Annotated in this window: 22 protein-coding genes, 1 tRNA gene and 1 pseudogene; 17 read left to right on the top strand and 7 right to left on the bottom strand. The window is 40.0% G+C overall.

The features are described 5' to 3' along the window. Nucleotides 1–58 precede the first annotated feature (58 nt). The 3 genes from MSVAZ_RS12105 to pyrE all read left to right on the top strand — a co-directional run bounded on the left by MSVAZ_RS12105 (nt 59) and on the right by pyrE (nt 2122). The gene (locus MSVAZ_RS12105; protein WP_048121305.1) at nt 59–292 is read left to right on the top strand and encodes a hypothetical protein; all 234 of its coding nucleotides are present in this window, start codon (nt 59–61) and stop codon (nt 290–292) included. Between the two features lie 649 nt (nt 293–941). Beyond that, nucleotides 942–1469 carry a CDP-2,3-bis-(O-geranylgeranyl)-sn-glycerol synthase gene (locus MSVAZ_RS12100; RefSeq protein ID WP_048121303.1) on the top strand — a complete coding sequence of 176 codons (528 nt, stop codon included), beginning with the start codon at nt 942–944 and terminating at the stop codon, nt 1467–1469. Between the two features lie 89 nt (nt 1470–1558). After that, complete coding sequence (gene pyrE / locus MSVAZ_RS12095) at nt 1559–2122, top strand: orotate phosphoribosyltransferase (RefSeq protein WP_048121300.1); 564 nt, start codon at nt 1559–1561, stop codon at nt 2120–2122. Nucleotides 2123–2158: 36 nt separating this feature from the next. Here the strand turns inward: pyrE and MSVAZ_RS12090 are convergent, their stop codons facing one another. Further along, entirely contained in the window at nt 2159–2470 is a 312-nt protein-coding gene (locus MSVAZ_RS12090) for a carboxymuconolactone decarboxylase family protein (RefSeq protein WP_048121298.1), read from the bottom strand. 553 nt (nt 2471–3023) lie between these two features. On the opposite strand from MSVAZ_RS12090, the gene purD reads away from it, so the two are divergent. From purD to MSVAZ_RS12070, 4 genes are all read left to right on the top strand, one after another. Beyond that, complete coding sequence (gene purD, locus MSVAZ_RS12085) at nt 3024–4325, top strand: phosphoribosylamine--glycine ligase (RefSeq protein WP_048121296.1); 1302 nt, start codon at nt 3024–3026, stop codon at nt 4323–4325. A gap of 207 nt (nt 4326–4532) precedes the next feature. Then, nucleotides 4533–5441, top strand: a complete 909-nt coding sequence (gene argF, locus MSVAZ_RS12080; RefSeq protein WP_048121295.1) for an ornithine carbamoyltransferase — start codon at nt 4533–4535, stop codon at nt 5439–5441. A 222-nt stretch (nt 5442–5663) separates the two neighbouring features. Beyond that, nucleotides 5664–5748 (top strand) — tRNA-Leu (locus MSVAZ_RS12075). A gap of 657 nt (nt 5749–6405) precedes the next feature. Next, nucleotides 6406–7095, top strand: coding sequence for a DUF169 domain-containing protein (locus tag MSVAZ_RS12070; protein ID WP_048121292.1), 690 nt, complete (start codon nt 6406–6408; stop codon nt 7093–7095). 533 nt (nt 7096–7628) lie between these two features. Here the strand turns inward: MSVAZ_RS12070 and MSVAZ_RS12065 are convergent. Together MSVAZ_RS12065 and MSVAZ_RS12060 are read right to left on the bottom strand one after the other, a co-directional pair. Continuing rightward, on the bottom strand, nt 7629–8180 hold the full coding sequence (locus MSVAZ_RS12065) for a flavodoxin family protein (RefSeq protein WP_048121290.1): 552 nt from the start codon (nt 8178–8180) through the stop codon (nt 7629–7631). Continuing rightward, complete coding sequence (locus MSVAZ_RS12060; protein ID WP_048121288.1) at nt 8173–8769, bottom strand: sugar O-acetyltransferase; 597 nt, start codon at nt 8767–8769, stop codon at nt 8173–8175. Before MSVAZ_RS12060 ends, MSVAZ_RS12065 begins: the two co-directional genes overlap by 8 nt. Nucleotides 8770–9386: 617 nt before the next feature. On the opposite strand from MSVAZ_RS12060, the gene MSVAZ_RS12055 reads away from it, so the two are divergent. Further along, nucleotides 9387–9887, top strand: a complete 501-nt coding sequence (locus MSVAZ_RS12055; RefSeq protein WP_048123986.1) for an NOB1 family endonuclease — start codon at nt 9387–9389, stop codon at nt 9885–9887. A 211-nt stretch (nt 9888–10098) separates the two neighbouring features. Beyond that, nucleotides 10099–10713 (top strand): orotate phosphoribosyltransferase-like protein, encoded by a 615-nt coding sequence (locus MSVAZ_RS12050; RefSeq protein WP_048121286.1) that lies wholly within the window; start codon nt 10099–10101, stop codon nt 10711–10713. 422 nt (nt 10714–11135) lie between these two features. Here MSVAZ_RS12050 and MSVAZ_RS12045 read toward each other — a convergent pair whose 3' ends face one another. Next, nucleotides 11136–13268 (bottom strand): DHH family phosphoesterase, encoded by a 2133-nt coding sequence (locus MSVAZ_RS12045; protein WP_048121284.1) that lies wholly within the window; start codon nt 13266–13268, stop codon nt 11136–11138. Between the two features lie 561 nt (nt 13269–13829). On the opposite strand from MSVAZ_RS12045, the gene MSVAZ_RS12040 reads away from it, so the two are divergent. Continuing rightward, on the top strand, nt 13830–14612 hold the full coding sequence (locus MSVAZ_RS12040) for a slipin family protein (RefSeq protein ID WP_048121282.1): 783 nt from the start codon (nt 13830–13832) through the stop codon (nt 14610–14612). Between the two features lie 53 nt (nt 14613–14665). Further along, nucleotides 14666–15994 (top strand): NfeD family protein, encoded by a 1329-nt coding sequence (locus tag MSVAZ_RS12035; RefSeq protein ID WP_232316084.1) that lies wholly within the window; start codon nt 14666–14668, stop codon nt 15992–15994. Nucleotides 15995–16146: 152 nt separating this feature from the next. Here the strand turns inward: MSVAZ_RS12035 and MSVAZ_RS12030 are convergent, their stop codons facing one another. Together MSVAZ_RS12030 and hisH are read right to left on the bottom strand one after the other, a co-directional pair. Next, a complete protein-coding gene (locus MSVAZ_RS12030; RefSeq protein WP_048123982.1) occupies nt 16147–17472 on the bottom strand; it encodes an AIR synthase-related protein in 1326 nt (441 codons plus the stop codon). A 202-nt stretch (nt 17473–17674) separates the two neighbouring features. Then, on the bottom strand, nt 17675–18283 hold the full coding sequence (gene hisH / locus MSVAZ_RS12025) for an imidazole glycerol phosphate synthase subunit HisH (RefSeq protein ID WP_048121280.1): 609 nt from the start codon (nt 18281–18283) through the stop codon (nt 17675–17677). A gap of 705 nt (nt 18284–18988) precedes the next feature. On the opposite strand from hisH, the pseudogene MSVAZ_RS12020 reads away from it, so the two are divergent. The 3 genes and pseudogenes from MSVAZ_RS12020 to MSVAZ_RS12010 all read left to right on the top strand — a co-directional run bounded on the left by MSVAZ_RS12020 (nt 18989) and on the right by MSVAZ_RS12010 (nt 21854). Further along, nucleotides 18989–20199 (top strand): annotated as a pseudogene (locus tag MSVAZ_RS12020) (ISL3 family transposase). Between the two features lie 669 nt (nt 20200–20868). Further along, a complete protein-coding gene (locus tag MSVAZ_RS12015) occupies nt 20869–21351 on the top strand; it encodes an Ig-like domain-containing protein (protein ID WP_048121279.1) in 483 nt (160 codons plus the stop codon). 41 nt (nt 21352–21392) lie between these two features. Further along, nucleotides 21393–21854 (top strand): peptidase associated/transthyretin-like domain-containing protein, encoded by a 462-nt coding sequence (locus MSVAZ_RS12010; RefSeq protein WP_048121276.1) that lies wholly within the window; start codon nt 21393–21395, stop codon nt 21852–21854. A 247-nt stretch (nt 21855–22101) separates the two neighbouring features. On the opposite strand, the gene MSVAZ_RS20430 is transcribed toward MSVAZ_RS12010, so the two are convergent. After that, nucleotides 22102–22314: a hypothetical protein gene (locus MSVAZ_RS20430; RefSeq protein ID WP_232316083.1), complete on the bottom strand. Its 213-nt coding sequence runs from the start codon at nt 22312–22314 to the stop codon at nt 22102–22104. Nucleotides 22315–23129: 815 nt separating this feature from the next. Between MSVAZ_RS20430 and MSVAZ_RS12000 the strand changes: the two genes are divergently transcribed. The 3 genes from MSVAZ_RS12000 to MSVAZ_RS11990 all read left to right on the top strand — a co-directional run bounded on the left by MSVAZ_RS12000 (nt 23130) and on the right by MSVAZ_RS11990 (nt 25246). Continuing rightward, nucleotides 23130–23348, top strand: a complete 219-nt coding sequence (locus MSVAZ_RS12000) for a hypothetical protein (protein ID WP_048121272.1) — start codon at nt 23130–23132, stop codon at nt 23346–23348. A gap of 177 nt (nt 23349–23525) precedes the next feature. After that, entirely contained in the window at nt 23526–24215 is a 690-nt protein-coding gene (locus MSVAZ_RS11995) for a hypothetical protein (RefSeq protein ID WP_084626135.1), read from the top strand. 626 nt (nt 24216–24841) lie between these two features. Further along, complete coding sequence (locus tag MSVAZ_RS11990; protein ID WP_052727971.1) at nt 24842–25246, top strand: carboxypeptidase regulatory-like domain-containing protein; 405 nt, start codon at nt 24842–24844, stop codon at nt 25244–25246. Nucleotides 25247–25511: the final 265 nt, after the last annotated feature.

The following is a 25511-nucleotide window of genomic DNA, read 5'->3' as shown; positions in this document are numbered from 1 at the left end:
GACATGGCACTCTGCCAAAAAGATTAATTTGGCTGGAAACTGATAAATACTTTTAAAATTGAAAAAGGTAGATTACGCGAGATCTATTGAGGCATCTTACATAAGCAATGCCTGTACAGATATCGCAACTTCACCAAAACCTATGAAGGTACTCACTATGGCAATGTCTAAAAAAGATATGGATAAGAAGAAGAGCGCTAAAAAAGAAAAGATGGAAGAGCTGGAAAAACTGGCTTCTGCAGGTAGCAAGGACGCCAAAAAGAAACTTGCAAAGGAAAAGAGAAAAAAATAATTCCTTATTAAGCGTTTCTTTTCTATATAGCGTGTGAGAAGATCTGGGGACTATTCACCCCGATCGACACCAATTTTTATTTCAAGATTGTACAAAAAGTGCTATAAAATTCCATTACCTATCTAGAAACCTTCACATTTCTAAATCCTTACTTTCCTATTATGAGATTTCATTGGCACTTGTTTTTCTTCGTTTTCATAGACTTTTCTCATCATCTCAAATTTAATTATTCTTCGAAAAACTATTCAGGATAGCATAGTATAAGGATAGCATAGTATAAAGGCACTGGGAAGCGCTAATTAAGATTAAAACGTAAAAAGAAATACAATTAAATAGAGTCAATAGTTACATAATCCCATCAATTGAGTACGTTAAGCCCTTATCTAAGATCCATTACTTAAATTACTTAAGTCAATTGATAACTCCATTTTTAAGTCGATATCTTAATCGTAACTGACTGATTAAAAAGCAGAGTAAGACAGCGAGCAAAAGTTACTGGTATGCTCCGTGGGCAATTATATAGAGAATTAAAAAGTAATAGCGAATTAAAAAGTACGGCGATATCCAGAAAGTTAAGCTCGCCTCAAAAAACAAACCTATACAAAGAGTTGATATCACGATCGAGCTGATAATTAAAGCCTTCTGGTTGATGCTTCCAGCATACCTTTCCAATCCATTTGCAGCTGTTTTTGGTGGCGGAAAGCCGATTGATTGGGGTAAGACCTATAAGGATGGAAGAAGGATCCTTGGAGACGGAAAGACTTATAGAGGGCTCTTTTCAGGTATATTTTGCGGGTTTATTGCAGGATGTATTGAGATCTGGCTGAGTTCCAGAGGGTTTGAGGTTATGGGGATCAAAATGCCTGCCTTTGGCCCGGATTACAAAAGCTCTTTAATAATTGTGCTCGCCCTCGCATCCGGCGCTCTGTTCGGGGATATGTTCAAGAGCTTTTTCAAGCGCAGGATGGGCCTGAAAAGAGGAGCATCTCTTCCTCTGGTAGACCAGCTTGATTTTGTTGTGGGAGCCTGGGTATTTACATACCTTGTAGCCCCTGAGTGGTTTGTGAGTAATTTCACTCACGGGATCATGCTTACCGTTATTATAATAACGCCTCTGCTCCATCTTGCAACAAATATAATCGGATACTTTATAGGTGTAAAGAAAGAACCCTGGTGAAATTATACTGGAAATTCATAAGAATCAGTACAGGAAGAACTTTAATAAAGCACTTATAGCGCTAATAAGGCTGCAAATACGGTGAGAGAATGAGCAAAACAAATTTAGAAACAGGAAATAACATTGAGAATCAGAAACAGGAACTAATCGCAGCCCTCAAGGCCTGCGGAGCCGTTCGCTACGGGGATTTCACACTTGCCTCAGGAAAGAAAAGCAAGTATTATATAGACATCAAAAAGGCCAGTACTGACCCTAAAACCCTGAAACTTATAGCACGACAGGCAGCATTCAGGATAAAACAGATGGATGTGAACATAATAGCAGGAGTGGAACTTGGAGGTGTGCCATTAGCAACTGCAGTTTCTATGGAAACCGAGCTTCCTCTGCTTATAGTCAGGAAATCTATAAAGGACTACGGTACAAAGAGCAGGTTTGTGGGCGATATTAGACCGGAAGACAGGCTTGTAATGCTCGAAGACGTAACAACAAGTGGAGGTTCGGTCAGGAACGCAATTGAGGTTGTCAGGGAAACCGGAGCAAGCGTCAAATATGTAATCAGTGTTGTGGACAGGGAAGAAGGAGCAATAGAAAACTTAAAAGAGGCAGGTACGGAGCTTGTACCTCTCGTAAGTGCACGCGACCTCTTAAAGTAAAGGAAGTGCGAGAGCACTTATCGATACTGAAGTTTTTCAGATTTTACCTTCAAATCCATCAATTGCTGCAGGAAGGCACTCAAGAACTTTAGCAAAACCGGAATGGTGAAGGTTCAGAACCACTGCAGCGATAATTTCTTCACGAGCTGCACCCTCGTTCCTTGCCATCATTGCATGCATCTGTACGCCTCGTGGGTTTCGGTTCGCAGTCTGGATGGCTATGGTAATCAATTGTTTTGTTTTAGCATCAAGGCCTTTCAACGCTTTCTGGGCTTCAATAAGGTCATTAAAACGTGCTGCTACTTCAGGACATTCTTTCTGGAAGATTTCATATGGATTTTGATTCATGCTTTTCATCTCCTGAAATAGTCTAATTAGTTTTTACTTTATAAAAATTAGGATTTTCGTCTCAGGAAAAGGGCTGGTTTTACCCCGCCAGGAAAACCTGAGATATCCTATTCATGGAAAAAGGATTTCAATCACTGGAAAAGGTGGAGCAAAAATCTGAAACCGATCTCAAAAAGGAAAATTTTTAGTTAAATTTGGAGCCTGACAATGAAAAGATATTTATTAGAAGAAATAAAGAACTAGGAGGTCCTTCAGTATATTCTTTACTAAAGTATTTGGTAATAAATTGCCAGCAAGTTGCCAACAAACTGCAAATAAATAATTAACGAGTAATCAGCAAATTGTTAATGAGTAATCAGCAAATTGTTAATGAGTAATCAGCAAATTGTCAATAAAAAGAGACAGCTGCATAAAGCAGCATTGAAAGGTTTTGAGGACTGAAAATTCATTACCTTTTTCTTATCTCATCTATTTCACCTTATTATGAGTACATATTGAAACCATACTTATACTTGAAAATAATAGGAATCTTTTTAAAACCAGGAGAATAAAAATGAAAATTTTGCTTATCGGCGGAGGCGGAAGGGAACACGCAATCGCCGAAGGAATCAAGAAAAGCAAGCATAATCCCTCTCTTTATGCGTTAATGGCGAAAAAAAATCCCGGAATTGCCGCCCTCTGTGAGGACTTTCTCCTTGAGAAGGAAACTGAAGTTGAAAAAGTTGTTGAGTACGCAAAAGCCAGAAACGTCGAAATGGCTTTTGTAGGCCCTGAAGCCCCTCTTGCAGCAGGAGTTGCAGATGCCCTATGGGAAGCCGGAATTCCGGTTGTGGGACCTAAAAAAGCCTGTGCAATTATAGAGTTTGACAAGGCCTGGGCAAGAAATTTCATGAAAAAATATGGAATCGAAGGCTGCCCTGCCTATGAAGTTTTCACAGAGGAAAAACCTGCGCACGCTTTCATAGAGAAACTGGGCGATGTGGCAGTCAAACCCTCAGGTCTTACAGGGGGCAAAGGCGTAAAAGTTATGGGAGACCAGCTCCCTGACCTGGAAGCCGCCAAATCCTACACAAGTGAGCTGCTTGAAAAAGGGTCTGTAGTCATCGAGGAACGCTTTATAGGAGAGGAATTTACGCTTCAGGCCTTTGTAGACGGAAAAAGCCTTGTTTTCTTCCCTGCCGTGCAGGACCACAAAAGAGCCTATGAAGGAGATCTAGGGCCCAATACAGGAGGTATGGGTTCATACACTGATGCCGGGGAAATCCTGCCTTTTATGCTTCCTGAAGATCTTGAGAAGGCAAAGAAGATCATGCAGGATACCGTAAAGGCGCTTTCTAAGGAAACTGGTGCCGGATATCAGGGGATTCTCTATGGGCAGTTCATACTTACAGCTAGCGGCCCCAAGGTCGTGGAATTCAATGCCCGGTTCGGTGACCCCGAAGCCATGAATGTGATCTCTCTCCTTGAAACAGACTTCGTGGATATCATGTCTGCGGTGGTTAAAGGGACCCTTGGAGATTTACCTGTAAGCTTTAGCAAGAAAGCAACTGTTTGTAAATACGCAGTTCCTGCCGGCTATCCTGAAAATCCTGAAAAAGACAGCGAGGTAACTGTAGGAGACATAGGGGATGCATCCATTTATTATGCCAGTGTCTATGAAAAAGAAGGAAAAGTTTACACAACCAGCTCCCGCGCCATTGCAGTTGTCGGGATTGCCGAAACTATAGCTGCAGCCGAAAAAATTGCCCAGAATGCCCTTGAAAATCTTCACGGCAAGCTGTTTTTCCGGAAAGACATTGGGACTACCGCTCTTATCCAGAAGAGAATTGACCATATGAAAGAACTTAGAGGCTAACTGCCTAGAGGCTAATTGCCAAGAAAATAAGGATTACTGCTGAAAACAAAGCTAACTGCCTGAAATGTCCTGCAAAAGTACGGCGTGCAAATAAGTACTATGCAGTAATATAAACTTAAGTTCAACCAGAATGAAGTAAGTTGTTAAAAAAGAGAAACTCAGGCTTGAATGAAGTAAATTCAGCTAGAGTAAGTCGGGGTTGAAGTGATGAAGAAGGATGTACTTTCGATAACTGACCTGTCCAGAGAAGAGATTTATGAAATCCTCAAATCGGCCATGGACCTGAAAGAAAAACGCAAGGCTGGAGAACCTACAGAGTACCTGAAGAACAAAAGCCTGGGAATGATTTTTGAGAAATCTTCTACAAGAACCAGGGTATCCTTTGAGGTTGCAATGACTGATTTCGGAGGACATTCCCTTTACCTGAATTCCAGAGATATCCAGGTAGGGAGAGGCGAGACTATTGAGGACACTGCCAGAACCCTCTCAGGCTACCTTCATGGAATCATGGCCAGAGTTATGAGCCACGATACCGTAGAGAAATTAGCCAAATACTCAACCATACCTGTGATCAATGCGCTTTCGGACAGGGAACACCCCTGTCAGATCCTTGGCGACTTCATGACCATAATGGAGTGCAAGGACAAATTCGAAGGCCTGAAATTCGCCTGGGTAGGAGATGGAAACAACGTCTGTAATTCAGCTCTGCTAGGCTCGGCTATTATGGGAATGGAATTCGCAGTTGCCTGCCCGAAAGGATACGAACCTGAGCCCGAGTTTCTTGAAAAGGCAAAAGCCCTCGGAGGCAAGTTTACAGTTACGGATGACCCGAAAGTTGCCGCAAAAGATGCGGATATCATTTATACGGATGTCTGGGTTTCCATGGGCGACGAAGCCGAGCAGGAGAAACGCCTGAAGGACTTTGCCATTTTCCAGGTCAATACTGAACTCCTTGGAGTTGCAAAGCCGGACGTAATAGTTATGCACTGCCTGCCAGCCCGTCGAGGCCTTGAGATTACGGATGAAGTTATGGACGGCCCGAATTCCGTGATTTTTGAAGAGGCTGAAAACCGTCTGCATGCGCAAAAAGCCCTTATCCTGAAATTGATGAGATGAAAATTTCATCAATTCCAACCTACTTTATATAGATTATAAATGCTCAGGGATTTTTCGGCTTCTGCGGTTTTAAATCTTAGTTTAAACTTGCTTAAAACCGGTTCCTAAAAAAGGAAATTATTGTAAGAGTTTAAACGAATTTCGCCCGCCGAGCAGGCTTTCAAGGAAAAAGTATAAGAACAAAGAGCACTACTATTTCTCCTGCAACATAAGCTACATCGTGCGAGAGTTGCCCAGCCAGGTCAAAGGCGCTGGATTCAGAGTCCAGTTTCGTAGGAATTCGTGCGTTCGAATCGCACCTCTCGCACTCAAACTTTTTTATTAGCTTTTATTTAAGGTTTCATACATTTCTACAGGTTTTTTTCAAGGATTCTCAAGGTTCTTTAGTTTACGCTATCGTATCATCTTCAAATTCAATGGAGAATTTTCCAACTCAATAATTATGCCACAATTTTATTATGTAGTTATAAAGTCTAATGTATCGCTTGATGTTGTTTTTCATACTTGATAAAGTTTATAACTTTTCAGCAAATACATGAAATTTACTTTTACCCATACAATTTGAAGATGATACATAATATTCAAATCCCTTATGTCGACCTACCAAATATAGGGTGAATTTTCCATACTCCCAAAACCCCTAAATTTCATTTAGTAAGTTCTCAGTACTGAAATAAAATCGGACAAAAAAGACAGTACTGCGAGAAATTGCCTGTATTCATATAAACTCGGGAATACTTATATTGAATCTTATCATGTATTATTTGTCTGTATCTTACAAGAATTTGCCCGTAACTGATAAAATAACTCTTAAACTTTTTAGGAATATTTTGATCAAAAATTGTCATGTTTTATTTGTCGGAACTAGACAACCAGACAAACAAATTTTGAAAATACTTATGAAGTTCTAAAACAGTATTACTATCTTAAAAGTAACAAAAATTTCAAAACCCGAGTTGAGAACATGGATGTAAAAGAGATAAATAAATATGGACAAGAAATTGTAGACTGCCTGAAACTGGAGACTTCTCCTGTTGCAGTGAAGCTGATCCCGAAAGGAGGAGAAATTCCTGGAGGAATGAAAGAAGTAGATGAAGCTATGAGGCACTGCCAGCTGGTTGACAGAGTGAGAAGAACAGGTGAGGAGTTCTATACCCTTATCGATGACCAGATGTGTAAAGGTGGCGCTGGCGCAATGGGCCTTGGCGAAATGCCTCCTAAGGTCGCAAGTGGAGAGTTTTATTTTAATAAACTCAAACAGTTCAGCACCCAGGGCGCTGCAAGGCGTACCCTTGAAAGAGTTCCCAAGCTTCCCCCAAACTCAACAGAAGCTATCCTGTACTCCCCTCTGGAAAAAGCCACGTTTATCCCTGATGTTGTTGTGATTATCGGTAAGCCTAAACAAATAATGTTACTCACACAGGCTGCAATGTATAAAACCGGAGGCCGGGTCGAAGCGAGTTTTGCAGGGAAGCAGAGCCTGTGTTCAGACGGAGTTGTAAATGTATATAAAGAAGGCAAAATCGGAGTCACAGTCGGTTGTAGCGGCAGCAGGACATACACCAAAATCGCAGACGAAGAAATGATTATGGGAATTCCTATCGAACTTCTGGCTGATGTAGCTGCTGGCCTCAAGGAAATTTGCCCTAAGTAAAATCCGGAAAGCGTATTTCCCTTTAAAGTAAAATTTCTTCAGCTCAAGCCCTTTACAATATTTCCAAAAAATCGTGAAAGGGCTTGTCAACTACACAGGAGAAAACTTTTGGATATGTATATATTAAACAGGATCTTCGTTGTTTTGTGTGGATATCCTCATAATATCCTCATAATATCCTCATAATATCCTCATAATATTCTCATAATATTCTCATAATATTCTCATAATATTCTCATAAAAACCAATGCGGTCTCGAATTGAAAATTGTTTTATCCACAGGGAATGACGAAGAGCCTGAAATATCCAATTCGTTTTTTTGAATTAATAATAACCTTTTCTTGTTATTCTAAGGCGTAATTCCGGATAAAACAATGAAAAAACAATCCTGGACCGTAAATTAATCTATTTAAGAGGAGCAAGACTCAAAACCATAAATTAGTCCTCTTGAGTGAAGCGTAGCTAAAAGGACAACGGACTCCCGAAATGCAATTCGGGTAGCGAAACCCGGTTTGTGATAAAGGATAAGTTATTTAAATGCTAGTGCCAAAGGCTTGCGCTTTAGTTAGCCAATCTCCCTGTAAAATATCTCCTTTTGCTGAGACGCTGGTAGCTATTAAGATACCTCTGTCTTCCCATTTCATATAATCTGCCGTATACTTGTAAGTGTCTATGGCACCACTGAAAAATCGTTCTTCATCGCACTCTCCACACATAATTAAAGCAGATTCTTTTACTAGGAGAGATTTTTTACGGCTGTCCACACAGTAGGCACAAAACCTGTCAATTACAGCCTTTAACTGTGCAGAAATTCCAAAGAAATATAACGGGGAAACCAGTACAAGCATATCTGCACTTTCAAGTAGTGGTTCAATTTCTTTCATATCGTCACATTGAACGCAGGCTCCATCTTTTGTCCAACACATAATACAGGCCTTACATCCACTAACATTGAGTTTTGCCGCTTTGATTTTATTTACGGTATGCCCCTTTTCCTTTGCTCCTTTCATAAAGGCATCTGCTAGCATATCGCTATTTCCATTATCTCGTGGACTACCAGTAAGTATCAGTATATTTTTATTCATTATATAACATCTCCAAAAAATTAGTTTTATCTTTCTCTGTAATTTTGCGTTTCACCCTACACGGATTGCCAACAGCTATTACATTGGCCGGAATATCCTTTGTCACTACACTTCCTGAACCGATTACAGTGTTATCGCCAATAGTAACACCCGGATTCACAATAGCGCCACCGCCAAGCCAAACATTGTTGCCTATGGAAATAGGAATGGCATATTCCAACTGGTCATTCCGTATGTCGGGATGTATGGGATGTTCTGCGGTAAAAAGACTCACATTGGGTGCGATAAAAGCGTTGTCACCGATGGTAACTCTAGCGCAGTCGATAATCGTGCAATTATAATTGGCATAGAAATTCTCCCCTATGGAGATATTGTATCCATAATCGCAGCGAAAGGGCGGTTCAATAATGAAGTTTTTACCCGTTTTGCCAAAAAGTCTTTTAATGATCTTATCGCGTTGCTCAATTTTGCTGGGGTGCAGAGCATTAAACTCAAAAATCAATTCCTTTGCAGCCTGACGTTCTGCGACCAGTTCTTCCCCAAAAGCTCTATACGGTTTGCCTTCTAACATTTTATCTTTTTCTTTCATTTTAAATTCCTTAGATCTTTCAATAAATTGACGATATCACTTTAAGTTTTCTAGTTGTATGTTGTAAGCAGCCGTTCCGTATTGGCTTTTTTTAATAATCATTTTCTTTATAAATAAAAGGAACAGGCATCTGAGGCATAATTTTGATAACTATAGCGGACAGAATTTAACCTGAAAACCAGATTAATTATCTTGAACATATTTCTTCGTCATGCGAAAGTTTAGCTCATCCGGAAAAGTAGAAATAAGATGGAAAAATAAGTTTTTAAATATAAAACTTAGTGAATTTTTTTTAATTTGATGCATGGCACAATAATGGCACAATAATGGCACAATAATATTACTTTTGCAACGTATACATGTTACTAAATGGCTTCAGTGCGTGTTGGAAATGTAGAGTTTAAAACTTCGCATGAGATTAGTCCTCTTGAGCAGTCGAATTGAGCAAAACAGATTTCGTGCTCTCTATGCGGAATTTTGGGTACACTACAGAGCTACCAACTGTTGAACAGAGCACAGTCTTCCTGAGACAGAACTTAGGCTGTAGAGCCGCAACTCTGCCAAGATGGGACCCAGACGGGAATCAATTATATACTAAAAGAGAAAAGAGAAGAAAAATGACCTATTACATAGCAGACTCAGCTGTTTTTATAATGGGAAACTGTGACCTGGACAGTTCTCTCATAATTACCGTTCCTTCGGTTGCGGATGAATTGAAAAGTAAGGATTCCGAGCTTCGTTTTGATCTTGCAAAAGAAGGTGGGTTACGTGTGGAATGGCCAGAGCCTGAAATGGTAAAAGAAGTTCGGAAAATGGCTGAGCACACGCGGGACTCCGAAGAGCTCTCAAAAACGGACCTGGAAATCCTCGCAAAAGCTCTTGAATACAGGGATAGGGGCATATTGCTTACGGATGATTATGCAGTCCAGAACGTTGCTGTGCAGCTTGGGATTCAGGTTAAGCCCATTGCCCAGAAAAAAATAAAGGATATTATTATCTGGCAAAAGCAGTGTATAGGTTGCAAAAAGACTTTTGACAAAGGGGATGTCTGCCCTATCTGCGGTTCTCCCCTCAAGAAAAAAAGGAAAAAAAGTAGAAAAGAAAAGAGTTACTCTTGAGCTGAAGAAAAAGATATAATGCTTGATAATGTAATAGTGTCTTTAATTGAGAGAATGTACATTTGAATATAGTTTTCCAGGCAGTATTCGAGGCAAACGTTGTGAATTAGTTGTAAAAAGTGCCTAATAAGTGCCGAAAAAGTGCCTAATAAAGTACCTAATAAAGTGCCGAAAAATACAGCCAGATAAAAATTCAGGTGGGAATGGAGGCATGAAGAACATAGAAGATTTAATCCAGAAAGCTGTGGAATTGCAGAGTAACGGGCTTGTAACCGGCCAGATTGCCGACGAACTCAACGTTTCAAGGGAAACGGTTACCTGGCTTTTAACCCGTTCAAAAAAAGAAGTAGCAGCCCCCGCTCCGAAGGATATTTCCGTAAACTGGAGCAGCATAGGAAAAAGTGCTACACGGCTCCACTACATCTCGCTTGCGCTCTGCGATATGGTGCTTGAGACTCTGGAAAAAACAAACGCCGAAGTTGACGTTGTTGTCGGTGTCGCTGCCAGTGGCATTCCCCTAGCAAGCATGATGGCAAATGAACTGGGAGCTGACTTTGCTCTATATCATTCCCGTAAAGGACAGGATGTAGTCCAGCCAGGCCAGAAAGGAACAATAAGCAGAAACTTCGGAGGCGTTGCCGGCAAGAACTGTGTGATCGTAGACGATGTTATTACCACAGGTTCCACAACTATGGAAGTCATTGAGCAGCTTCGGGAAATGGGCGCAAAACCAAGAGCTGTAGCAGTTCTTGTAGATAAAAAAGGCGCAGATATGATTGCTAATGTCCCGATCCAGTCTCTTGTAAGGATTGTACGCCTGGACTAAAAAGCAAAGCAAGGATAAACTGTTAATACTCTTTTGTATGGGAGCCTTTCCAAGTGAGAGGTTTCCCATAACTTGCAGCATTTTTTAAAATTAGTGTTTAATTAAGATTGTCTTTATTATTTTTTATGAAAAATAGTTTGACGAGTCATTTTCAAATAACGAGTCATTTTCAAGGAAATTTTGTGTAAAAATTAGAACTTCTTAAGAGGGCATATTTTAAGATTATAACTTTTTGAGAACTCAATATCTTAAAAACTCAATTTCTTAAAAATTCAATTTCTTAAGAACTCAATTTCTTAAAAACTCAATATCTTAAAAACTCAATTTCTTAAAAACTCAATTTCTTAAAAATAGACTATTTAAAAATAGAATTTTTCTATCCAGAATAGAAGCAAAGGAAGGAAAGAGGCTATTAAAGCCCTTTAATATTCGACATCGGTGGCTCCTATCTTTTCAGCAAGCCTTGATAACACCTCAGTCCTCATTCCTTCTACAAATTTGATACTTCCTACAACCAGATGTCCTCCTCCGCTGACGCCTGCACCTTTCATTTCTTCCCGGAGTTCCCTGACGATTTTCGGAATATTCATGAGCACACCCTTTGAACGGATGACCGCAAAATCAGGACCGTAGCCAATGGTTACCACAGGTTTATCCGGATATCTTTTGGTAAGCACGTCATGAACTTCTCCTGAGGTCTTTCCTGGTGGCGGGAAGGTGAACTTCTGGGCGTAGTTTTCAACGTCTATCACGTTCATGATAGTTCCATTTGACAGTTTTTGAGACTTTACATTAAAGAGGCAGGTCTCAAGCTGGTCCTGGATCATGGTATTTGCCTGTTCGCAGAGCAGGGAAACCAGGTTTTTATGGGTTTCATGATCCCCGAGATCCAGGATGTCGTCGATAATGCCCTTTCCACTACTGAATTTCAGCCAGAACTGCTCATAGTCCAGAGCCAGAGCCATTTCTTTCAGCTCTTCAAGGTTATAACGGTCCGAGACAAGAGAGATATACCTCTCAGCTTCCGGAGCCTCTGAACGGTCTCCAACTGCCGAAACCGCTGGAAGATGTTTTATTGTGTCGCTAATATCGGGATTGATCATACGAGCAACTTCAGCACAGAGCATTCCGGCAGTAACCCCGAAATCTCCTCCCACATGCGCAGGATTTACATGCCCTATAAGGTACTGGTCAACAATCTCATCCGGATGGTGGTGGTCGATAACAAGCATGTCGATTCCATAGACTTTGGCCTGCCGCATTGAAGGTACGTCTTCTTCCGTTGATCCGTTGTCTACCAGGATTACAAGAGGCATTTTCTGACCGTGCCTGGAAAGATCTTCAAGTGCAAACGAAATATCCCTCGTAACATCGGCAAGTTCATAAAAAGGAGCTTTGGACGGGGCACGCTTGTAGAAGTAATACTCTGCATCCATTCCTCCGATTTCCGTAATAAGGGGCAGGATGGCCCTTTCAATTGCAATTGCCGAGGTAATGCCATCGGCATCGGCATGATGCCTTAGAATAATCGGGGTTGAATGGAGAATAGCTCTTTTGATTTCTTTGGCTACATGGAGCATCCTGGGTTTAAGTTTCTCCATAATCTCGCTTTTGACAAGGAAAGGAATATCCGCAGGAGCTGCCTTTTTGTCAATTTCTCTCTCAACTCTGCCCCTGACAATTGCTTCCTTCTCTCCGGTCAGCAATTTCATGCTCATGACCTCGATCTGGATCTGGTCATCTCGCAAAGTCACTTCTCCGGTAATGGAAACAATCATTTCTATGTCAATATGCGGATAGGACCTTTTCCCTGCGCTCTCAAAGGCTGCACAGGGCACAAAGCCTCCCTCATCGCTAATTGTAAAAATCGTGGGCCCGCTGGTCTGCTTTACCTGAATTACTTCTCCTTCAATTCTGAGGAGCCTGCCCTTCATACTGGAGTCGATTTCAGCTGAATTTTTGAGCGGAAGCTCTTTTTCAATCTCGACAGTTTCGTATTTTTTAAGGGTTTTAGGGATCAGATCAAGCTTTCCTCCGGCCTTAATGCTTTTTACCAGTACAATCACGGCATCTCCCACTTCTGGAGGAACTCCGACATTGCTAGAATGCATAAGCCCTCTTACGTGAGGGTTAAGGTCCACAAATACCCCAAAAGACGCTTTACTGCTCACTACCCCATGATAAAGTTTTCCTGCTTCCACATCTTTAAGGTCGCAGGACTCATCAAGGGCATAAACATACTGAGAATGAGCACAGGAATCGCATACTTCTTCATCGGGATCCTGGGGGTTCTCAATACGTGCTCCACAAATCTTGCATGTGTATATCTTCCCCAGCCCCTTACAGGTTTTACAGGGAGTAGTTACTTCGATACTTCCAGCGCCTTTACATTTCTCACAGGCAGCACCATTTTTTAAAATGCTGTCAATATTTTTTTCTGACATTTTCATGAAATCAATTGATTTTGATTTACCTTTGCCCTTACACTGAGGGCAGATTTCAGTTGAAACAACTTCATAGCCACGTCCGTGGCAGTCTGGACATTCCTTACTCATTAGTATCAACACCAATGGTTCTTCCGAACCTGCGTTTTCTTGACTTACTGTTTGTGGCTCAGAATAAGTTTCTGAACCTGACAGTGTTTCTCGTTCTTAGTGTCAGCTTTTAAGTATGCTGATCTAACTCTGCGGCCTTATCAGGGCCAAAAATCAATATCATTCTGGTTCTTTTTCCCTGTTAACTCACTTTTCCCTGTTTTATATTTTCTATGTTCCAAATATAAGTGTTTTCAGAGACAAGTATTTCTCAGAATGAGTCTCTCAAAGTTTCTTCATAATTTCATCCAATCAGGCATCTGCATTTTTGACATTTTTCCTTCTCCGGTATTGCTCAAAATCTGAAAAACTGAGGTCAATGAAGATATAGAGAAGGAAGAAATAATAAATAATACAATAATAATATAAGCTTTTCAGATGTTTCTAGAGTGCAGGGTGCAAAATTTTTGAATTATGAATACTTATTTTATAGAAAGTTTATTATTGATTATCCGAATAAAGAATACTTAGTTATTATTAAGTCTAATTTAAATATTAATGGAATAAGAGGTCATAAAAATTATGAGCATCTTTGCCAGTCAAATCTACCTTCCTGTATTATTAGTTGTAATATTAATACTCTCACAATCAATAAAAATGGTTAACGAATATGAGAGAGTAGTTATTTTCAGGTTGGGACGTCTCAGTGGCGTAAAAGGCCCTGGAATTTTTTTGATTATCCCAATTGTCGACAGAGCCTTAAAAATAGATCTGAGAGTTGTTGCAATCGATGTACCCAAGCAGGCTGTAATCACCAGGGATAACGTCACGGTTGAGGTTGATGCGGTTGTTTATTACAAGGTCATAGAACCTGGAGCTGCCATAACTCAGGTTGAAAATTACATGTTTGCGACTTCTACCCTCTCACAGACTACCCTGAGAGACGTTATGGGACAGATGGAACTTGATGAGCTGCTTTCGGAAAGAGAAAGTATCAATAAACAAATTCAAGAGCTTCTGGACAAGTCTACAGATCCCTGGGGGATCAAGGTTACAGGAGTTACAATTAGAGACGTTGCCCTGCCTGATACGATGAAAAGAGCAATTGCCAAACAGGCTGAAGCCGAAAGAGAAAAGCGTGCCAGAATTATCCTTGCGGAAGGAGAATCCCAGGCTGCGCAGAAAATGAGAGAAGCTGCAATTTGCTATGAAGGTGTGCCCGCAGCAATCAAGCTGAGGGAGCTACAAACTTTAGCCGAGATTGCCAGGGAAAAGAACCTCATAGTAGTTACCCAATCCCAGGCTCTTGAAACCGGAAATATAGCGGCTTTATCTACGGCTATTGCGGAAAGAAAAGAGCAGTAAACAAAAATAAGCTTAAAAAAGGATAATAACAGCAAAAGAACTGAAGGAAATGAATGAGCAAGAAAAGACCGGTAACCATGTCTGTAGAAAGAGGTCCAAATCTCTTCTTTATTTTTTTCCTATGTTTCATCCTCATAGCCGTTTCTATACCCTCTGTGGATGCAGGACCTCAACAGAAAGTACTTGTGCTTGAAATATCCGAGGCTATTACACCAGCTTCAGATGATATTATAGCAGATGCCATAGAAAAAGCTGAAAATGAAAATTTTGAGGCCCTTGTAATTAGCTTGAATACTCCAGGTGGAGGCCTGGATGAAACTCAAACAGTCATAAGCGCAATTGAGAATGCGAGCGTGCCTGTTATCGGGTATGTGCCCGAAAGTGGTAAAGCCTGGTCAGCCGGGACTCTCATCCTCATGGGAACCGATATCGCTGCAATGGCGCCTTTCACGGTTATAGGATCAGCTCAGCCCGTTCAGATGTCGGCAGAAGGGACAAAACCCATAACAGAAGAGAAAATAATAAATGCTCTTGTCAAATTTTCGGTTGCAACAGCCAGTAAACACGGGAGAAACGAGACCTTTGCAGAAGAAGTCATAACGAAAAATAAAAATCTTGACGCACAGGAAGCTCTGAAGAGCAACGTAATAGAATATGTAGCACCTTCTATCCCGAATTTGCTGACACAGATTGACGGGCAGGAGGTAAAAGGAAAAGTCCTGCAAACCGAAAATGCAGGGATAGAAAATTATGAATCTCCACTTTCTCTCTCCCTTTTAGGGTTGATTTCAAACCCGATTATCTCATCCCTTCTTTTGACCCTGGGAATTTACGGGCTAATTTTTGGAATCTCAAGTCCGGGAGCAGGAGCAGAAGTTTTTGGACTCATCTCAATCGCACTCGGGTTGATAGGCACAGGCTTTGATATTAATATAGGGGCAATTTTCCTTATTCTTTTAGGAATAGGACTTCTGATCATTGAGATTAAAGTACCTGGATTTGGGATATTTGGGTTTGCGGGCCTAATCAGTCTCATAATAGGAAGTATACTCCTTGTACCCATGGGAAGCGAAAATATTTACACCCCAGAATTTCGAAAGGTTCTTGCCCTGACCGTCGTTGCCCCAACGGTTGTTTTCGGATTGTTCCTGGTTTTTGCAATCTACAAAGTAACAGAGATCAGAAATAAAAAACCGGTTATTGGGGAGTTTATAGGGGAAATTGCCGAAACTATAGACCCTTTAGGGCCTCAAAAAGCAGGCTTTGTCCGCTATAAAGGAGAATACTGGAAAGCTCATTCAGAAGAGGAAATTGAACCGAAGGTAGAGGTCGAAATTACTGGAAAAGTAAGGGAAACCCTTTTAGTAAAAAGAAAAATGTAATTATCCCCTCTCCTCCGGCTCAATTTTTTTTCTTTTACGCCTTTTAAAAAACTTGAAAAGGCTTTTGACTAAAATGTGTTAAGTAATTTAGACATCTAATTTAAACATTTTTTTCGCTAAAGCCTTTTTTAAAAGCCTTTGAAAAAAAGGCTTTATTTGCTTCTTATTTTTTCGAGGACTTTCTGTTTCTTTTCAATAGCTTCAAGAGCGGCCTTATCAATTGCTGCTTTCATTTCTTCAAAGTCCCTGGGATTCTCTTCTCCATGAACTTTTTTAACTGGTGTATATGCAGACTCTCTAAACCTTGGTGTGAAGTCCCGGCATTCACCATTTAAGAAGATTTCAGCTCCGTTTCCTTCCTCAACACGCCCTATGACATCAATTTTAATATCTGCAGCTCTGACAGTATCAAGAATTTCATCAGCATATGCAGGGGGAACAATTATAAGCAGGGCATCGAGAGAAACTCCAAGATAGTCGATTTTCAGGCTTTCAAGCATTGAAAGCACCTTTGGGTTCACAAGAGCCCTTATCTTTTCCTCTTCAAAGACCAGTTTTACCCTCGCGGTCTTTGAAATTTCTTTTGCATCTCCCCTGATCCCGCCGTTGGTTACATCAGTCATCGAATGGACTTTCTTATGCAGTCCGGACTGCAACAGGACCTCGCAGGCTTCCAGGAAACGGATATTAATGGTTTCCTCCACAACTTCATGCATCCCATAGTAAAGTGCAGTTGTGGAAACCGTACCCCCACCTGCGCCTTCTGTCATAAGGATGAGGTCTCCCGCTTCGGTCCGGTTCCGCGAGGTCAGAGAAGAGGTTATGCCTACAGCTCCAACTCCGCCTGTCATGCGTTCACCTATGACCATGTCCCCGCCGATTCGAAGCGTGCTTCCTGTAATAAGAGGTATTCCGGTAAGTTCCGAGACCGTGGTTATTCCTGCAATATGGTCGAAGATCTTTGCTACATCTCCGTCGTCTGCTACATGAATGTCGGAAAGCATTGCCAGGGGGCGAGCTCCCATAGCGTATATATCACGCAGAGCTGCCCGAGCTACGTGAAAGCCCGAAAGAAAAGGAAAGTCGCTCAGGCGAGAATGAATTCCGTCAATTGTAACCACGAGGTAGTCTTCGCCGATTTTGACAACTCCAGAGTCATCAAGCTGAGAGCTATCCACAACAGCACCTGTCTTGCCTATAACTTCTCCAAGCTTGGAATGAACGTAAAAATCCCCTGTACCCCTGGAACCTACCCCGAATTCTCCCATTGAAACTCCTGAGAAAGTGGGGCTTAACACATCACCTGTCACATCAAGTGTTGCTTTTGCCTCACAAACAACCGCAGCCGCGATCTCATGAGCCCTATCTGGGTTTATATGCTTAATTTCAAGAATTCTTGAAGCCAGCTTTGCCTCAAGCTCTGCTTCATTTGAGGGGTTCTCCCTGAGAGCCCGTTTTGCGTAGCCTTCTATATCCATAGTAACCATCTCTTGCAGATATTTCTGCCCTGAAAGGTATGCAGGGCAGGATAGTTTGGCATTCAAGTATCAATCCATTTATTTTAGGTATTCTGTTGATTTTAGATACTTTAGTGTAAAGTGCACAGGAATCAGAATTAAATAACCAGAAAAAATGAAAAAATAAATTTTGAGCCAAGGAAAATTCCTTAGAGAAATCCTTTCAGCACATGTCTACAAAGTTTTTCAGAATCTTCAATCCGATAGTTCCACTTTTTTCAGGGTGGAACTGGGTACCCATAACATTACCTTTGGAATTTACGACAGACGCTGAAAAGTCCAGCCCATAATTGCAGGATGCAAGGGTGTTTTCAGACGCTGTGTCCACATAGTAGGAATGGACGAAGTATACGAAAGAGTTGTCAGGAATTCCTTTAAACAGAGGGTGGTCCTGCTCGATTTTAATGTTATTCCAGCCAATATGAGGCACCTTTAGCTCGGACTTTGGAAAGCGCAGCACCTTTCCGGAAATAAGGTTAAGCCCATCAGTAAGCTTTCCTTCCTCCGAAGAACTCATGAGAACCTGTTGTCCAAGACAGATCCCGAGCATCGGCTTGCCTGACTGTGCGTATTCTTCTATAGTCCCTTTGATGGGGTCAAGGCACTTCATCGCGTCCACAAAAGCGCCGACGCCCGGGAGAATTAAACCGTCTGCGGCAAGAATCTCCTCAGGATCCCCTGAGATTGCGGGACTTGATCCGACTTGTTCAAGCCCTTTTTGAACACTGCGGAGGTTTCCAAGCCCGTAATCGAGAATCACAATTCTTTTCATAGCTCTAACAAACTAAGTTAAGATAGATTAACTTTACGCGTAACGAAAAGTACAGCACGAAGATAATTGAAGGACAGAAGGAAACCAATTAAAAGAAAGATAAAAATGAAACGAAAAAATTAGACAAAATATAAAGGGATTGTAAAATCTTTTGCAGTTAAGACCTCCCAGCAGGAAGGCTGTAAGAGCTATTTTCCCTTTCAAAAGTCACCTTGTATTTGCCACAATGTATACATTCATAGCGTTTTTCGAGCACTGTTGGCAAAAAGCACAATGCACCGCTTTTCCGCTTCCATTCATGCAGTCCTAAAAAACACAAGAAACTACGGTTACGATCCGATTCGTCTGAGTCATCAGAGCATTCCTGAGTCAAAAAACTGTTTCTCCTCGTTTCTGATTGTTAAGGTTATTCTACAACAGTAAGTAAATTATGGTTAAAAGAACTATATAAATACATAGTTTTTTTAGGAAAATATAAAGGAGTTCTGCTATGGGGAGATATGTATGGCTAAAAATAAACGAGTGAAACCATATTATTAAAATATTAATGAAATTTAATATTAATCATTTTATAACGTTTTTTGAGGAAATAAAACAATTTTTTGGCTCTTCGCTGTATAATATGGGTAAGTTATTATATTAGTAATATAATATAAATAAGTATTATATTATTTAGTACAAATAACTGCAGGAGTTTGATATCCCATTTGCGAAAAAACATTTGAAATACCTTTGAATGTCAAAGACCCTTGGCAAATAACCAGTACTGAATTTGATTTAACATCTGAAAAACTTAATATTTGGATTGATTTTACACGTGGTTCCAAATTTCCCTGTCCTAAGTGTGGCAAACCAAACTGCTCAGCTTATGATACTAAGGAAAAAGTGTTACGGCACATTAACTACTTTCAATATTCTACATATTTATACTGTAGAATTCCAAGAATAGAATGTGAAAAATGTGGAGTTCTCCAAATAAAAGTTCCATGGGCTCGCGAAAAAAGCAACTTTACTCTTCGAATGGAAGCTCATATCCTGGAGCTCTCAAAAAGAATGCCAGTGTTACAAATTGGGAAGTTGCTTGGAGAAAATGACACGAAACTTTGGAGAGTCATAAACCATTACACTGACAATGCAAGGTCTAAAGAGGATTTATCGGATGTATGTGTTGTTGGTATAGATGAAACTTCATGCAAGAAAGGACATGAATACATAACTCTTGTTGTTGATATAAAAGATTCAAAAGTAATATTTGCTTGTGAAGGAAAAGACTCTTCGACTATTACCAGTTTTAGCAAAGATCTGCAAGATCATAATGGAAACAAAAGCAACATTAAATCAGTATGTTGCGACATGTCTCCCTCATATATCAGTGGAATTTCTAAAGAATTTCCAGATGCAAAAATTACATTCGATAGATTTCATGTGATGAAAGCGATGAATGAAGGATTAAATGAAGTAAGGATACAAGAACAAAAAAAACCAAGGAACTCAAAAATACCAAATTCATATGGATTACGAACAAGGAAAATCTAACTGATAAACAGAAAAAAAAGCTTTTAAACCTCCAAAATAAAAAACTGAATACATTCAGAGCATATAATATAAAAGAAAGTCTTAGAAAGTTCTGGGAATGCAAAAGCCGAGAGGAAGCTGAACAATATCTAAAAAAGTGGTATTTTTGGGCAACTCATAGCAGATTAGAGGCAATAATTGAGGTTGCTAAAACCATTAAAAGTCATTGGGATGGAATTCTAAACTACTTTGATTCCAGGATTACTAACGGAGTTGTGGAAGGTATTAACAGTATTGTACAGTTAATAAAAAGAAATGCGAGAGGGTATCGAAACACTAAGTATTTTATTACTATGATCTATCTAAAATTAGGAAAGTTAGATTTCAAACTACCCATATGAAATGACGAAGAGCCAATTTTTTACACGAAGGTTAGAAAGTCTCCAGAAATAGCACATGAAAATGAATCCAGGCAGATGCGTTCATTCTCAGTTTTTGGTACTCTACAAATCGATGAACTGCTACTCTTCGGCGGTCTTACTACCTGGATCCATTCTTTCCATGTAACTTTTGTTCAATTCAGTAAATTCTTTATATGCACTCTCAGATTTTGCCAAAATAGTGCATCTCTTATCGACTATTTTTCCATTTATTAAAAAACAATTTAACGTTTTGATATTAGGAGATGCTTCAAACTTTCTACAATTTTCCTGAGCAGAAATCTCCAGGAAGCACAGTAACTTTTAGGAAACTTCTTTTCAAACTGCTTTCTGATCTCTCCTATGTCTTCTTGAGAGAAACATAAAATCAATGTGGTGGATCAGTTTTCTCCTGAGGCCTACAGCTAATACCATCTTACAGTCTCTAAGTACATTCTATGAGCTCGTCTTGTTCTTCAAACTCAGAAATACAGCCAGGTCAGGCCTCTCAAGATCCGAGTTACAACCTTGCTCTTCTACAGGCTTCCTATCTGCATTTTTTTAGAGCTTCAAGAGATAACAACACTGCTGTAGCAAAATATTAATAAAGTCCAGTGTTAATAATTTAACAAAGTTTTTGGGGGATATAACATGAAGAAATTTAAATTTATCAGACATGATGAGAAAGCTATGGAACTCCCTATAAATATTGTAGTCATGTTGGTTGTCGGGATGGTTGCCCTTGCAACACTCATTTCGATCATGCCGACCCCGACAAAGGACATGTCGGTATTTGTGGAATCTGCAGGGCTTGGTGTAAGCACCGAGGACGGAAACTCAATAATAGTTGATGCCAGTACTGCAGAAAACCCTTTTGCAATAACCGTAGTTGTAAAGGCAACTGACAGCGACGGAAATCCTGTAAGAAATGCAAACGTTATTCTGAGAGGGCTTGGTGGAGCAGCATCAAATACTACGGATGCTAATGGGTTCACTACCCTGACAACACCGGATAATGCAGAGGTCAGGCTTGACCCTAACCAGAATGAGGGAACAATGGACCTGAAAATTGTGGCTGACGGTTTTTATGACTACGAGAAAAAAGATGCTGTAATGATCATCAAGACCAGGTGATTGTGCATCTCCAAAAGTAAAATTGAAAGGAGGAGCCGTACATGCTGCGTGATAAATTCAAACATGACGAAGCAGGAACTCTGGGGCTTCCAATAAGGATTGTCGTGCTTACGGTTGTGGGTCTTATAGGATTTTGCACGATTCTTACAGCCCTTAGCAATGCCCCTACTCCTCCAAAACCTATGTATGCTACAGCAAATATGAGTGTACTTTCCTTACCTTCCACTGAAGGAGACAGTAATACGGAAACAAACCTGAGCTTGCCTGTAAAAGTGTTTGACAGCGAGAATCGCGGTATAAAGGGTGCAAACGTGATTGCCTGGAGCCCGGATAGAAAAAAAGCCTATTCGGGGGTTACAGATCTCGAAGGAAATGTAATATTGAAAATTTCGAATCCCGAACTGCCTCCGGGAAAAGCTGAAGGATACATCAAGATAAAAGTAATGAGAGAAGGATACAGAGATTTCACCAGCGATTATTTTCAGAAGGTGATTCGGGGCTGAATTACTCTGGATATATTTATGCTGGAAGAGTCTGAGGCAAAAAGGATACTGGATCTTATTTCTGCATCATTTCTCCTTACTTTCTGTTCTCCGTACTTTCTGTTCTCCGTACTTTCTGTTCTCCGTACTTTCTGTTCTCCGTACTTTCTGTTCTCCGTACTTCTAGTTCTCCGTACTTCCTGTTCCCCGTATTTTCTGTTTTTCATGCTTGTTACGTTGCGATAATTCCTACCCGGTATGCCAAATATTAGGTATGCGTTTCCTCTACTGCTGCAAGATCACCGTTAATAGTGCTAACCGAGTTGTAAGCCTCGTACACATACCTTTGTCCCCTCATTGCCGACAGCACGGCAGCTATACCATAGAGTACAGCTCCGATTATGAACGAAATCCGCAGTGCTGGCATGAATGCCTGCTGTAATGTCTGTGGGAACCAGTAGTTACTTGTCAGTGTGGTCACGATTTGAATGGGGTATTCGTGACCCTCTGCACTCCCGTAGTAATAAACTGTTTAACAAACGTATCTTAATTGGGGAAGGACTGACACTACATTTAATTGGGCAAATAAGGATTAATATCCATTAAAAAACTAATCATCTTTCAAGGGTCGATAGTCCATTAATAATCAATTGATATTTCTTCTAGTACTCACGAATTCGCTTTTCGCTCTCATTTTCTGTTTTGTGTACACTTAATTTCCTATATGCAGGTAAGCTTAGAAAACAGATGTAACTTGAGCAAAAACACTCAAACACAAAATATCAACCATCTACTAATATACGACCCAAAATTTGTTGTTTAAAGTAATAAAAATTAGTAAACTCAAAAATTTTATTCCTATTAAAAATTCGTCATCTATAGAGTATTTTTATTTAATTTATTGAAATATAGTAAAAAGTATTTTTATTTTAAGGGAGTATCTCATAAATATTTATCTTAGTTAGTATTTATAATTATACCTTTCTTTTTTAGTTATACCTGGAGGATACTCGCGGCATGCAGGACTATATAAACTTTCCGTGCAAACTCTCAAACAATCAAAGATCAGAAAGCATTTACTAACTCAAAGGAATGCTAAAAACAATCAGTTTGATATTTACACAGAAAACTTATAAAGGATTTAATAAAAAAGAGATTATGGAGTTCAGAAGTGTTTTCCAGGTACCGCCCTACCTCCATAAAGTATGCCTAAGAGGCAGTGATTATGTTAGCTTTGCGTATATTTAAGCTTGTCTGATTCTGCCTCCTAGGGGAAAATAACTAGGAGTGAAATAAATGAAGTATGATAAAAGAATGTTGTTAGGAGTACTTTTATTAACTACTCTTTTAGTAAATATGGCAGCTCCGGCATCAGCATATTCATATCCCGGATATAAGTGGAAATCTCATCATCCTTATATCCAGAAGGATTCAACAATTCCGAGTTCTTGGTCAAGCGCTTTAACTGTATCTACAAATACATGGAACAATGCAGGGCAAATTCACATTAACTGACGATGGAAAAGCTATAAGACCTGATGAAACTGTTAGTCAGGAAGAGTTACTGAGTACAATCTAAAAGTAATTTAACTATTCAAGTAGCCTTCAAAGGCTACACAATTTTTTAGGATTAATAAGTTGAATATGAGATTAATCATTTTATCTTTTACAATAAGGAATGGGAGAATTTTGATGAAACGATTAAGTTCATTTTCCATGTTATTATTTACATTCGTTCTACTTTTTTTGACTTTAAATCTCGCAGTAGCTTCATTTGCTTCAGAAGCATTAGAAATCCCGTACCAGATAAACAACTCTGACCGTATAGTTATTGGTACAGTAAGTAATGTTGATATGTTTCGTGACCATACAATTGCTACAATTACAGTTAGCGAGTGGCTTTATAACCCCCTGCCTACAGAAACTATAAAAGTGAGATCTGAAAGGGGAACTAATATAAAGACCGAAGTCGAAGTTGAGTTCATCCAGAACGAGTCAGTTCTCTTAATGCTGAATGATGTGGATCTCAATAAACAACTTTTCCGTGTTGGTATCGGCGTTCCAGGAAAACACCCTTTTTCAGATAGAGATGCAGTAATCGAGGAGTTGAAAGCTCAGGGTAAATGGCAAGGAGAAGGTCAGGCCGGAAATAAGACGAACGAAACTGAAACTATAGAAAATACACAAACAGCAAGCAAGCAGGAAGAGAATGTAACCGAAAATAAGACCGTTGATAATGGAAAAACGGAAAATACAGGAACAGCAGGTAAGCAGGAAGGAAAATCCAATGATACTAAATTAAAAAGTACTCCCTTTATAAGCTCTTTCTGGGTACTTGCAGCAGTGCTTGGGGCAGTCATGTATGTAAGAAAGAAGAAGTAACAATTGCGCTACGTGTGCAGGCCTTATTGATTCATCCTGTCCCTCTCCAAGCAAGGGCGAAACTATACATCTTCACCAGCCCACAACTTTCATTTAGAGCCTATCCGAAAAGTCAAAAATGATATGTTATAAAAATTGCAATAAACCCGTATATCCGAGTATCCGTTCATACTGAGCTCTTTGGGCTTCTTCTGATATGTACCAACATGTAAACGCAATAGTATCGATGCAAATTTTTCTTATTTTCTGCAGTGGCCACCCGATATCTGCCCACTTCGTGAGCATTCGGGCGTTGAGGAAGTTTTCAGATGTTCGAATTAAGTATTTTCGAAAAACTTGTCTGAATTTTTAGTAAGAAAATTAGTTTCATAATTAATCAATAACTCACGAACGCGACCAGAACAATCTCTTTACCAAAGACGTTAAAAATATTTATAAACAGTTATAATTGCGATCTCTGGTGTATCTTTACTATAGTTTGAATCAAATTCTGGGCAGTTGGCTGAGTAGAAGACGTCTCCTAACTCTTACTTTTTTTTCAGTTCTCGGAGGTTACCTGCTGGATATAATCTCATGTTTTCTACCCGGGATACACAACAATAATTTTGCGCTTCTTCTGGTGTCCCTTGCCCTTTCTTACTGTTGTGGGTCTTATAGGATTTTGCGCAGTTCTCTCGGCCCTTAGCAATGCCCCTACTCCTCCAAAACCTATGTATGCTACAGCAAATATGAGTGTACTTTCCTTACCGTCCACTGAGGGAGGCAGTAATACGGAAACAAACCTGAGCTTGCTTGTAAAAGTGTTTGACAGCGAGAATCGCGGTATAGGGGACGCAAATGTGATTGCCTGGAGTCTGGATAGGAAGAAAGCCTATTCAGGCGTTACCGACCTCGAGGGAAATGTAATATTGAAAATTTCGAATCCCGAACTGCCTCCGGGAAAAGCTGAAGGATACATCAAGATAAAAGTAATGAGAGAAGGATACAGAGATTTCACCAGCGATTATTTTCTGAAGGTGATTCGGAGTTGAATTGCTCTGGATATATTTATGCTGGAAGAATCTGAAGCAGAAAAAATACTGGATCTTGTTTCTGCATCATTTCTCCGTACTTCCAATTCTCCTTATTTTCTGTTCTCCTTATTTTCTGTTCTCCGTACTTCCTGTTTTTTCATTCTTGTTACATTGCGATAATTCCTGCCAAGTACATAATAAGGAAATAATTACGGCTTACGACTCAAATATTATTTTCAAGTCACATGGTATTCTGTAACACGGAAAACACAGCCGGTCGCAG

This window comes from Methanosarcina vacuolata Z-761, assembly GCF_000969905.1.
GTDB lineage: Archaea > Halobacteriota > Methanosarcinia > Methanosarcinales > Methanosarcinaceae > Methanosarcina > Methanosarcina vacuolata.
Note: the sequence above shows the minus strand (reverse complement) of the source record. Positions and strands in the feature narration are given on the sequence as shown.

Bases quoted from the DNA above. Each gene is read 5' to 3' on its own strand.
- MSVAZ_RS12050 (WP_048121286.1), top strand. From the start codon at position 10,099: ATGAAGAACATAGAAGATTTAATCCAGAAAGCTGTGGAATTGCAGAGT.
- MSVAZ_RS12045 (WP_048121284.1), bottom strand. From the start codon at position 13,268: ATGAGTAAGGAATGTCCAGACTGCCACGGACGTGGCTATGAAGTTGTT.
- purD (WP_048121296.1), top strand. From the start codon at position 3,024: ATGAAAATTTTGCTTATCGGCGGAGGCGGAAGGGAACACGCAATCGCC.
- MSVAZ_RS12000 (WP_048121272.1), top strand. From the start codon at position 23,130: ATGAAGTATGATAAAAGAATGTTGTTAGGAGTACTTTTATTAACTACT.
- MSVAZ_RS12010 (WP_048121276.1), top strand. From the start codon at position 21,393: ATGCTGCGTGATAAATTCAAACATGACGAAGCAGGAACTCTGGGGCTT.
- MSVAZ_RS12070 (WP_048121292.1), top strand. From the start codon at position 6,406: ATGGATGTAAAAGAGATAAATAAATATGGACAAGAAATTGTAGACTGC.
- MSVAZ_RS12035 (WP_232316084.1), top strand. From the start codon at position 14,666: ATGAGCAAGAAAAGACCGGTAACCATGTCTGTAGAAAGAGGTCCAAAT.
- pyrE (WP_048121300.1), top strand. From the start codon at position 1,559: ATGAGCAAAACAAATTTAGAAACAGGAAATAACATTGAGAATCAGAAA.
- MSVAZ_RS11995 (WP_084626135.1), top strand. From the start codon at position 23,526: ATGAAACGATTAAGTTCATTTTCCATGTTATTATTTACATTCGTTCTA.
- MSVAZ_RS12060 (WP_048121288.1), bottom strand. From the start codon at position 8,769: ATGAAAGAAAAAGATAAAATGTTAGAAGGCAAACCGTATAGAGCTTTT.
- MSVAZ_RS12015 (WP_048121279.1), top strand. From the start codon at position 20,869: ATGAAGAAATTTAAATTTATCAGACATGATGAGAAAGCTATGGAACTC.
- MSVAZ_RS12090 (WP_048121298.1), bottom strand. From the start codon at position 2,470: ATGAATCAAAATCCATATGAAATCTTCCAGAAAGAATGTCCTGAAGTA.
- MSVAZ_RS12030 (WP_048123982.1), bottom strand. From the start codon at position 17,472: ATGGATATAGAAGGCTACGCAAAACGGGCTCTCAGGGAGAACCCCTCA.
- hisH (WP_048121280.1), bottom strand. From the start codon at position 18,283: ATGAAAAGAATTGTGATTCTCGATTACGGGCTTGGAAACCTCCGCAGT.
- argF (WP_048121295.1), top strand. From the start codon at position 4,533: ATGAAGAAGGATGTACTTTCGATAACTGACCTGTCCAGAGAAGAGATT.
- MSVAZ_RS12065 (WP_048121290.1), bottom strand. From the start codon at position 8,180: ATGAATAAAAATATACTGATACTTACTGGTAGTCCACGAGATAATGGA.
- MSVAZ_RS12100 (WP_048121303.1), top strand. From the start codon at position 942: ATGCTTCCAGCATACCTTTCCAATCCATTTGCAGCTGTTTTTGGTGGC.
- MSVAZ_RS12055 (WP_048123986.1), top strand. From the start codon at position 9,387: ATGACCTATTACATAGCAGACTCAGCTGTTTTTATAATGGGAAACTGT.
- MSVAZ_RS12040 (WP_048121282.1), top strand. From the start codon at position 13,830: ATGAGCATCTTTGCCAGTCAAATCTACCTTCCTGTATTATTAGTTGTA.